Annotated in this window: 3 protein-coding genes and 3 pseudogenes; 1 reads left to right on the top strand and 5 read right to left on the bottom strand. The window is 63.5% G+C overall.

The window, feature by feature from the left end:
• Positions 1-330, top strand: a pseudogene (locus tag JCM9942_RS07120) (HDOD domain-containing protein); the annotation flags it as partial.
• 203 nt (positions 331-533) lie between these two features.
• Here the strand turns inward: JCM9942_RS07120 and JCM9942_RS07125 are convergent.
• From JCM9942_RS07125 to JCM9942_RS07145, 5 genes and pseudogenes are all read right to left on the bottom strand, one after another.
• Positions 534-3,373, bottom strand: a pseudogene (locus tag JCM9942_RS07125) (TonB-dependent receptor).
• A 66-nt stretch (positions 3,374-3,439) separates the two neighbouring features.
• Positions 3,440-4,308, bottom strand: a pseudogene (locus JCM9942_RS07130) (helix-turn-helix domain-containing protein).
• 126 nt (positions 4,309-4,434) lie between these two features.
• The gene (locus JCM9942_RS07135; RefSeq protein WP_054658727.1) at positions 4,435-6,738 is read right to left on the bottom strand and encodes a winged helix-turn-helix domain-containing protein; all 2,304 of its coding nucleotides are present in this window, start codon (positions 6,736-6,738) and stop codon (positions 4,435-4,437) included.
• 250 nt (positions 6,739-6,988) lie between these two features.
• Complete coding sequence (locus tag JCM9942_RS07140; protein ID WP_054658729.1) at positions 6,989-7,675, bottom strand: ion channel; 687 nt, start codon at positions 7,673-7,675, stop codon at positions 6,989-6,991.
• Positions 7,676-7,695: 20 nt separating this feature from the next.
• A complete protein-coding gene (locus JCM9942_RS07145) occupies positions 7,696-8,277 on the bottom strand; it encodes a DUF4136 domain-containing protein (RefSeq protein WP_054658731.1) in 582 nt (193 codons plus the stop codon).
• Positions 8,278-8,504 lie beyond the last annotated feature (227 nt).

Raw genomic sequence — 8,504 nt, forward strand, 5'->3', positions numbered from 1 at the left:
ATCGGCCTGCTGCTGCCCGGTGTACGCAACGAGCGCAGCGAGGCTCCGGCCGACGGCGACGACCGCCCGGGCCATGCCGAAGCCGGCGCCTATCTGCTTGGTCTGTGGGGCCTGCCGATGCCGATCATCGAAGCCGTCGCCTTCCACCTTCAACCCCAGCGCTCGACCGTGCGCAGTTTCTGGGTGAGCGGTGCGGTGCATGTGGCCACCGCACTGGCCGGCGGCACGGCGGTCGACGAGCAGTACCTGACCCGCACCGGCGTGATTTCCAAGCTGGAAGGCTGGCGCGAGCTGGCGGCCGATCTGGCCGGACTCAGCGTCGAGGCCTGACTCCCCGTCCGGCAGCACAGCGAAACGGCCGCCCCTGGGCGGCCTTTTTTGTATGTGCCTGCGCCCCCTCCAGCCACCGGGATAGCCGTTCAAGTCCGGTCGGGAGGTGGCACGCAGGCGCTGTTGCATCCGGGACAGGTCCATAGAAAAGGGGTGGGCCTTGCGGCCCACCCCTTGGTCTTGCGTCACAGAAATCCGATGGATCAGAACTTCTGGGTGTACTTCAGGTACAGGAAGCGACCGATGTCGAAGCCGCCGTAGTACGCGAAGGCGCTGTTCGGCGCCGAGTACTGCAGCGCGCCACGGTGGTTGAACAGGTTGTTCGCACCGATGGCAACGGTGGCATTCCACGGCGCCTTGTAGCTGACCTGCAGGTCGTGGAAGGTGTTCGAACCGGTGGTACGCAGCGGCTCCCATTCGCCATTGGCATAACGGTCAGCCAGATCACACCAGCCAGCGTCGGTGGTGATGCAGCCTTCCTTCATGCCCGAGAAGTAACGCGCGGTGTAGTTCACACCGAAGTCGCCGTACTCCCAGTTCACGCCCAGGTTCGAGCGCACGCGGAAGATACCCGGCGAACCGACGTTGCCGATGATGATCTTGTCACCATCCTTGTTCTGGCCGACTTCGTCGTACTTGGCGGTGTAGGTGGTCTGCCAATCCAGCGAGATCTGGCCGATGGCCAGTTCCGGCAGACGGTACTTCACACCCAGGTCGTAGCCTTCGGTTTCCATCTGACCCAGGTTGGCCAGGCCGTAGAACATGTCGCTGATATGGCCATCGGCGGCGCGCACGATACCGTCGCAACGGCTGGCGTTACCCAGCACATAGCAGTCACGCAGGATGCGGTTGACGCTGTCGGAGATGATCATGTCCTTGATCTGGTAGTTGTACCAGTCAAGCGAGATGTCCAGACCCTGCACCCAGCGCGGGCTCCACACCAGACCCACGGTCTTGCTGGTGGAGGTTTCCGGCTTCAGGTTCGGGTTGGAACCGGAAATGAACTGGTCCGGGGTAGCGCACGGCCAGGAGGTGCAGGGCACGTAACCCTGACCCAGCTGTACGTAGTCCGGGGCCACACCAGCCGCGGTGCAGGCGGCATTGCCGGCAACACTGCCAGCCACGCCGACCGAGCACGGATCGGTGTAACGCTCGAAGCTCGCACCGACACCACCGTACATGTTGTCGATCGACGGCGCGCGGAAGCCCTCGGCGTAGGTGCCGCGGACCAGCAGTTCATCCAGCGGACGCCAGGTGACGCCGAACTTGCCGTTCACGGTGTCGCCGAAGTTGCTGTAATCCGAGTAACGGCCGGCAACGTTGACGGTCAGTTCCTTGGCGAAGGCCATGTCGGCCAGCACCGGGATGTTCAGCTCGAGGTAGACCTCGTCCAGGTCGTACTTGCCGTTGGTGGTGCTCTGCGCCAGACCGGTGTACTGGCCCGACTGCATGAACGCATCCGGCACGTAGCGTGCGTCTTCTTCGCGGTGTTCGATACCGACGGCGAAGCCAGGTCGCCGGCCGGCAGGGTCATGATCGAACCGGCCAGGTCAGCGGTGAACGCGGTGGTCTTGGAGACACCGGTGGTGGTGAAGGTCGGGAACAGGAATTCCTGCAGATCCTTGTCCGCCAGCGAGCCCGGGCCAGCCACGCCGATCGGCAGCAGCGGATTCCAGGCCAGGCAGCCGTCGATCGGCTTGGCGGCGGTGCCACAACGGGCAACGCCATTGGCGTCGATGAACGACGGGCCCAGCGCCTGACGTGCAGCGATCAGGCTCATGTCGCCGTGGTTGCTCTTGACCGACTCGTTGCGGTTGAACAGCGCGCCGACATTCCAGTCAAACGACTTGCCGGCAAAATCGAAGAAGCCGCTGACCGACGGCGCGAAGCGCAGGGTCTTGAGCTGGCTGTCGGTGGTGCGCGGCACTTCCGAAAGACGACGACGGAAGTCGATCTGCTCGCCGATCGGGTTGAACACCGAGTCGGCGGACATCGGGGTATTGATGGCCTTGGATGCCGACTGGTACGGATAACCGGCGATCTGCTGGTCGGTATTGCGCTCGTTGTACAGGATGTCCGCGTTGAACGAGATGTTGTCGGTGAAGTCGTAGGTGCCGTTGACGTAGACCGACTTGCGCTCGATACCGGTCTGCAGGCTCATCTCGGTATTGGCGTTGGTGTACTCATCCTGGGTGATCGGATGGTAGTCCGCAACGTTGTTCGGATTGCCGCCTTCGTTCAGGGTGCACCATGCATCGGCGCCGCCCGGGCCGCACGGGCCCAACCAGCTGCCCTTGTTGGTCAGCGCACTCCAGTCAGCCGAGGTCGAGTTCGGACCCAGGCTGCCATCACGCGAGTACCAGCGATCCTTGGCCATCACCGGATCCTGCTTGCTGTACTCGGCCGACAGGGTCAGGCTGCCACGCTCGCCGGTGGCGCCCATGGTGAAGGAGTACTGCTCCAGGTCACCGTCGCCTTCGCCGTACTGGCCGATATGGACGTTGGCTTCGGCGCCGTCGAAGTTCTTGCGGGTGATCACGTTGACCACGCCGGCGATGGCGTCCGAACCGTAGATGGCCGAGGCACCGTCCTTCAGGACTTCAATGCGCTCGATGGCCGACATCGGGATCTGGCTCAGATCCTGGTAGCCGCCGGAGGTGGCGCCCAGGCGCTTGCCGTTCATCAGTACCAGGGTGCGGTTGGCGCCCAGATTGCGGATGTCGATGTAATAGCCACCCACATTCTCGCCCGAAGCCAGCGATTCCGAACGCGAGATGGCCGGGGAGCCGGCCGAGGTCATGTTCTGCAGCACATCGGCAACCGAAGTGAAGCCCTGCTTTTCCAGGTTTTCACGGCTCAGCGTCAGGATCGGCTGCTGGGTCTCCATGTTGGCACCGCGGATGCGCGAGCCGGTGACTTCCAGGCGGTCCAGCGTGGTGGCGCCAGCAGCGGCGTCCTGCGCCGAGGCAAAAGCCGGGGTCAGCGCAATGGCAATGCCGGCCGGGAGCAAGCCCAACCGCACAGCGGGAGTACGAAAATTCATCAATCTCTCCGATTACGTTAGTGGTGCGTTAAACACCCCTGAACGTTACGTTCGAGTCGCATCGTTTTATTTGCGCAACCCAATCGGAAACTTTGCCGATTCTGGCGGCAACATTTCCATCGCCTCGCGATAGCGGGTGGCCGAGGTGCCGTACTTGGAGCGGAATGCCCGCGCAAAGCTGCAGCAATTGTCAAAGCCACTGGCAGCGGCCACTTCACCGATCATCATGTCGGTATCGCGCAGCAACATGGCCGCACGTTCAAGACGCAGGCGTGCAGACAACGACTGCGGACTTTCCTCGTACAGGCTCTGGAACGTCTTGGACAGGTACCAGCTGGAGAAGTTGGTCAGCTCGGCCAGTTCACCGATACGCACCACCCGGTGGCTGTTGCCTTCCAGGTACATGCGCGCCCGCTGCATCCGCCCGAACACCTGCCGCTTGCGCATGCGTGACCGTCCCGGGCACCGCTGCACGCCGCCGGACATCTCCCGCTGCAGCGAGGCGATATGCAGCAGCAACGGCCGCAGGTGATGGATGCTGGTACCCGGCCCTTGCGCTTCGCGCCACAGGCGCAGTGCCAGCCGGGCCTCGGCCTGGGTCATGCGGCCACGGCCGGTATAGACGCTGCTGTCGGCCAGCGTTCCGAGCATGCGCAGCGCGTCACTGTCGAGCTCACGCCGATACACATCCCGTCGCGCCCGGCCTGGATCAACGGCCGCGACTCCTTCTCGAACGCGATCCACTCGCGCTGGCGCAGGCGGAACTTGCCTTCCTTGGACTCCACCCAGGCGCTGCCACGCAACTGCAACCACACCGTGAACACCGTTCCGGAGGTCTGCAGACTGCCCAGCCGGGCAACTCCCACACAATTGGGTCGCTCGCCCTCTTCAGCCTGCTTCTCGAATGACACCGACTGGCCGCGATCGACCAGGATACCTGCCGCATGTGACACACCATCATTTGCCGTCAATGGCCGATGGTTTTGCCAACTCTGGCGCCCCAGGTCAGGAAGTTCCGGCGAGTTTGCTCCGAAAATTTCCAGATGCCACTTGCGAAAGAATCACGAAAGCGGTTTTTTCAACCAGGGCAACCACTTGGCCGCACCAAGCGAAGGCCACGGCACACGCTCCGCTACCGGCATCAGACCGATATCGGTGCCGTCGGCGATGGCCAAAGCGACATAAACAGCGCTGCCATCGGGTGCCATGCTCAAACCGTTGCGCGATCCGTAGCGTCGCGCGTCCAGACACAGGCTGCGATCCGGCTGCTCAATGGCGGTGAGCTGACTGGCACAGTCCGGAGCGATATGCAGATAGTGCACCTTGCCGGTGCCCGTCACCGCCCACGTGCGATAACGCCAGCGCGTAGGCGCCTCCGTGCTGAGCAGCCTGATACTGCTCTGGGCCAACGTCGGGCCCACCTGCCACAAGCCGGCGTGCGCCAGCCGCGTGAACAGAACACGATCTCCTGCCCTGTCCAGCCGTACCTGGGACACCCCCTCCATCGAGGCAAGGCGCCGCCATGGCTGCTGCCGGCGGTCGAACAGGGTCAACCGCATCCGGTCATCGTTGTCGCGCTCGAGCACCAGCACGCTGCCCGGTTGTGATCCATAGATCGCCTGCAACGGCTCATGCACCGGCACCGGCAATTTCTTCCAGTGCCCCTCTTCGGGCGTCACCTCATAGATGCCGGGCATGCCCTCGCCGTCACGCCCGGCAACCAGCAGGCTGTGGCCATCGGCGGACCAGTCCATCGGCTGCCGCGCTTCCGGACGGAAACCTTCGATCACCTGCAACGAATCGGGATCATCCAGCCTTCCCCACCACAGCGCGAACGTGCCCGAGCGGTTGGAGGTGAATGCAAGGCGTTTGCCGTCTGGCGACACCATCGGCTGACCGTCCCGCCCCGAAGATGCGAACAACCGCTGCGGCTTGCCGCCTTGCTCTCCCAATGGAAACCGGAACAGCGCGTACCTGGGGTGGTCCCGCTTGAACGCCAGGCTGCGTCCCTGCCGCGACACCGACGGGCTGTCGGCGTCATCCACGCCCAGATCACGCAGCAGGCCGGTTGTCACATCCAGGCGATACAGACGGGACTCGCTGTCCACACGTCGGCCGAACACCAACTCGGTCGCACCGAGCCAGCTCCAGCCGCGTATTTCCGCCGCATCCTCGGTCACACGCCTGGCGTTGCGACCATCGGCATCCATCACCCACAGATCCCCCACCTGCGGATTGCGCACGAAACCGATCCGCTTGCCATCGGGCGAGTAACGCGGCGCGTAGTCGAAATCGTCATTGCCCGTTTCATAGCGCAACGACGACCAACGGCCGGATACCAGATCCAGTACCCGGATACCCCGGCTGGCCTGGCTGCCTGTCATCGAGCCGAAGAGCAGGCTGCGCCCGTCGGGCGACCAGTCGAAGCTGAGCATCTCGGTGCCATCACAACGCGCCACCCGCCGCGCACTGCCCCCTGTCGCCGACACCAGCAACACCTCGCACATGTCCCCCGGATGGAATCGCGCGAATGCGATCTCGCGCCCATCCGGCGACCATGCCGGAAAGCGGTCGGAAGCCTGCGCAGGTGGCGCGACAAGCGGCGCGGCGGCGGTATTGCCCGTGCTCTGTATCCACAGACTGGAAAGCCCCTCCTCCTCCTTGGCGAACACCACCAGCGAACCGTCGGGCGACAGGGCCGGACTGGTCTCGAAGGCTGCGGTAGAGGTGATGAGCCGGTAGGGGCGCTCCGGACTACCCACCACACGGGTACCACGGGTATTGACCACATCCGGATCGGCAACCGCCGGCGCGGTCCACAACAACCAGAACATCACCACCGTACTGGCCAGCAGCGCAAGGCCGACAGCAATCAACACCTGGCGTCGCAGCCGCCGGCGTATCGAGCGCCTGGGCACATCGGCCGCATGCGTTGCGCCAGCTTGCGCGCCGTGAACCAGCGCCGTTTCGCTTAACGGCGACCGTCCCGCAGGAATAGAACCCTGGCCCTCCCACGACACCGGTGCCAGCAAGCGGTAACCGGTCTTGGCGATGGTTTCGATATACGCCGCGCCATCAATTCCGCTCTCGCCCGAAGTGAAGGCCTTGCGCAAATGCGTGACCGCCTGGGTGAGCACATCGTTGGTCGGCATGGTGTCCGGCCACACCTCGGCGAACAGCTCATCACGCGTGACGACCTGGCCGGCCTTGCGGACCAGCACCAGCAGCACTCCGATACTTTTGGGCGTCAATCGGCGCAACCGCCGTGCGCCGGGCACATGCACCTCACGCGAGGACAGCACCACGACACATTCACCGATCAGCAAGCGATCGGACACCGGTTTTTCGTTGTTGGATATATCCATGCCACTCAGGGAAGGAATTGCCGGAGGACACAATCCTGTGTCCGCCCCCTGGAAGCAGGGCTACCAGTGAACCGCCAAAGTCCGCAAACGGCGTCAACGCAAAGCGCAAATGAATTAGATCGAGCAAATATTAGCCTATCGAGGTTCCTCGCGTATCCACGCGGGACGACATCAGGCTCTCTCTCGCCGACGAATACACATAATCTGCTGCAAAATTCGCGCCTCCGGGCGCGAAATTTTTATCTGGCGTTCATTTTTTTCCGGCTTTGTGGATCGTCAGTCCGACCAGTCGGGAAACAACCAGAGCCACATACATCACGCCTGAAAACTGCTCCAGCATCACCAGCGCGCGGGCCTGCGGCAGCACCGGCACGACATCACTCAGGCCCACTCCCGAGAGCAAGCTGAAGCTGAGATAAAGCAGCTCCGTCCACGTCCGGAAATCGCCCTCGCTGGTGGCGACAAAGCTGCCGGGGATCCAGTGCTGGCAGACCGAAAACGCGAAAGCGAATGCCCAGGCCAGCAGGGTGAAGGTCGCGCCGGCGGCGAACAGCTCATCGCGGGTGACCTTGTGATCCTGCAACATGTAGGCGATCAGGCTCCATGTCGTATAGAAGTACAGCAGACATTCGAATAACTGCGCCACCATCGTCACCGAATAGCGATCTAGCAAGGCGCCGGCGACCGAGAAAATCACGGCCGGTATCGCCAGCACCAGTGCAATCCAGATGGTGAGCGGACTGCGACGCACCACCCACACCGACAAGCCCAGCACCGCCATGCCGAAGGCGCCGAACACCGCACGTCCTGCCGGCATGTTTTCCATCACCGGATACAGCAGCACGCCCAGCAGCTGCACGCCCAGCAACCAGGCAGACGGGTGCTTGCGTGCCAGTACGATCCATCTCAGCTGGGCGCGCGCGAAAGCACCGGACATCCTCGCCATGCGACGGGACTCTAGGGGGTGGTGGCGGCCGCACGATAGGGGTATTCGGCAAATATCGCCGCCACGGCCGCGTCGATCCGCTCGCCGCGACGCTGCGGATCGGAACGGCCGACGGTGCCAACCGCGATGCCTTCCCAGACCAGCCGCTTCAGACGGGCATCGATCACATCCACATTGAGTGTGCCCTCGGTGTACTGGTACACATCGGTACGGTCACGCCAGTAAGGCACAGCCACATAGCCGCGGGCGCGATAGCTGTAGTAATAGTCGTAGTCCACTTCCGGCATCGTGGTGACACGCGTCTTGTCTTGCAGGTACGCGTTGAGGTTCACCCACAAATCCGGATTGCGCTCATCGAACACATAACCCCGCGCCTCCATCTGGGTACGAACCGCCGCACGGATGCGGTTGCTGGTGATGGTGGTGTAACCGTGCTGCTCCAGGGCCAGCGGTGTGTAGAACGCGAAACTACGGTAGCGCGAGAAGTCCGCGCTGGGATCCGCCTGGCTGGCCACACGCGGGGTGCTGGCGCAGGCGGCAAGCATCAGTACCAAGGACAGCCCGACAAGCCGGAAAACGGTGCGAAGTTCCATGACGACTTCCCAGTGGTGGACGGAAGAACGCTAGCACGTCCAACCGGTGCCGGCGGTCAAACAGCCGCCGGATGCGCTGTGCCCGGACCTCCGGGCAATGGCGGGTGTTGGAAAGGGATAACCGGGCCCGCGCGCGGGGACTTGAGGGTCTCCGCCCTGCCGGGGTGTGGCGCCCCCACCCCGTCCACGGCTTGCCCGATCACCCTCACCCGCTGCCCCGGTGAGGG

Source organism: Stenotrophomonas pictorum JCM 9942 (assembly GCF_001310775.1).
Taxonomy (GTDB): Bacteria; Pseudomonadota; Gammaproteobacteria; order Xanthomonadales; family Xanthomonadaceae; genus Stenotrophomonas; species Stenotrophomonas pictorum.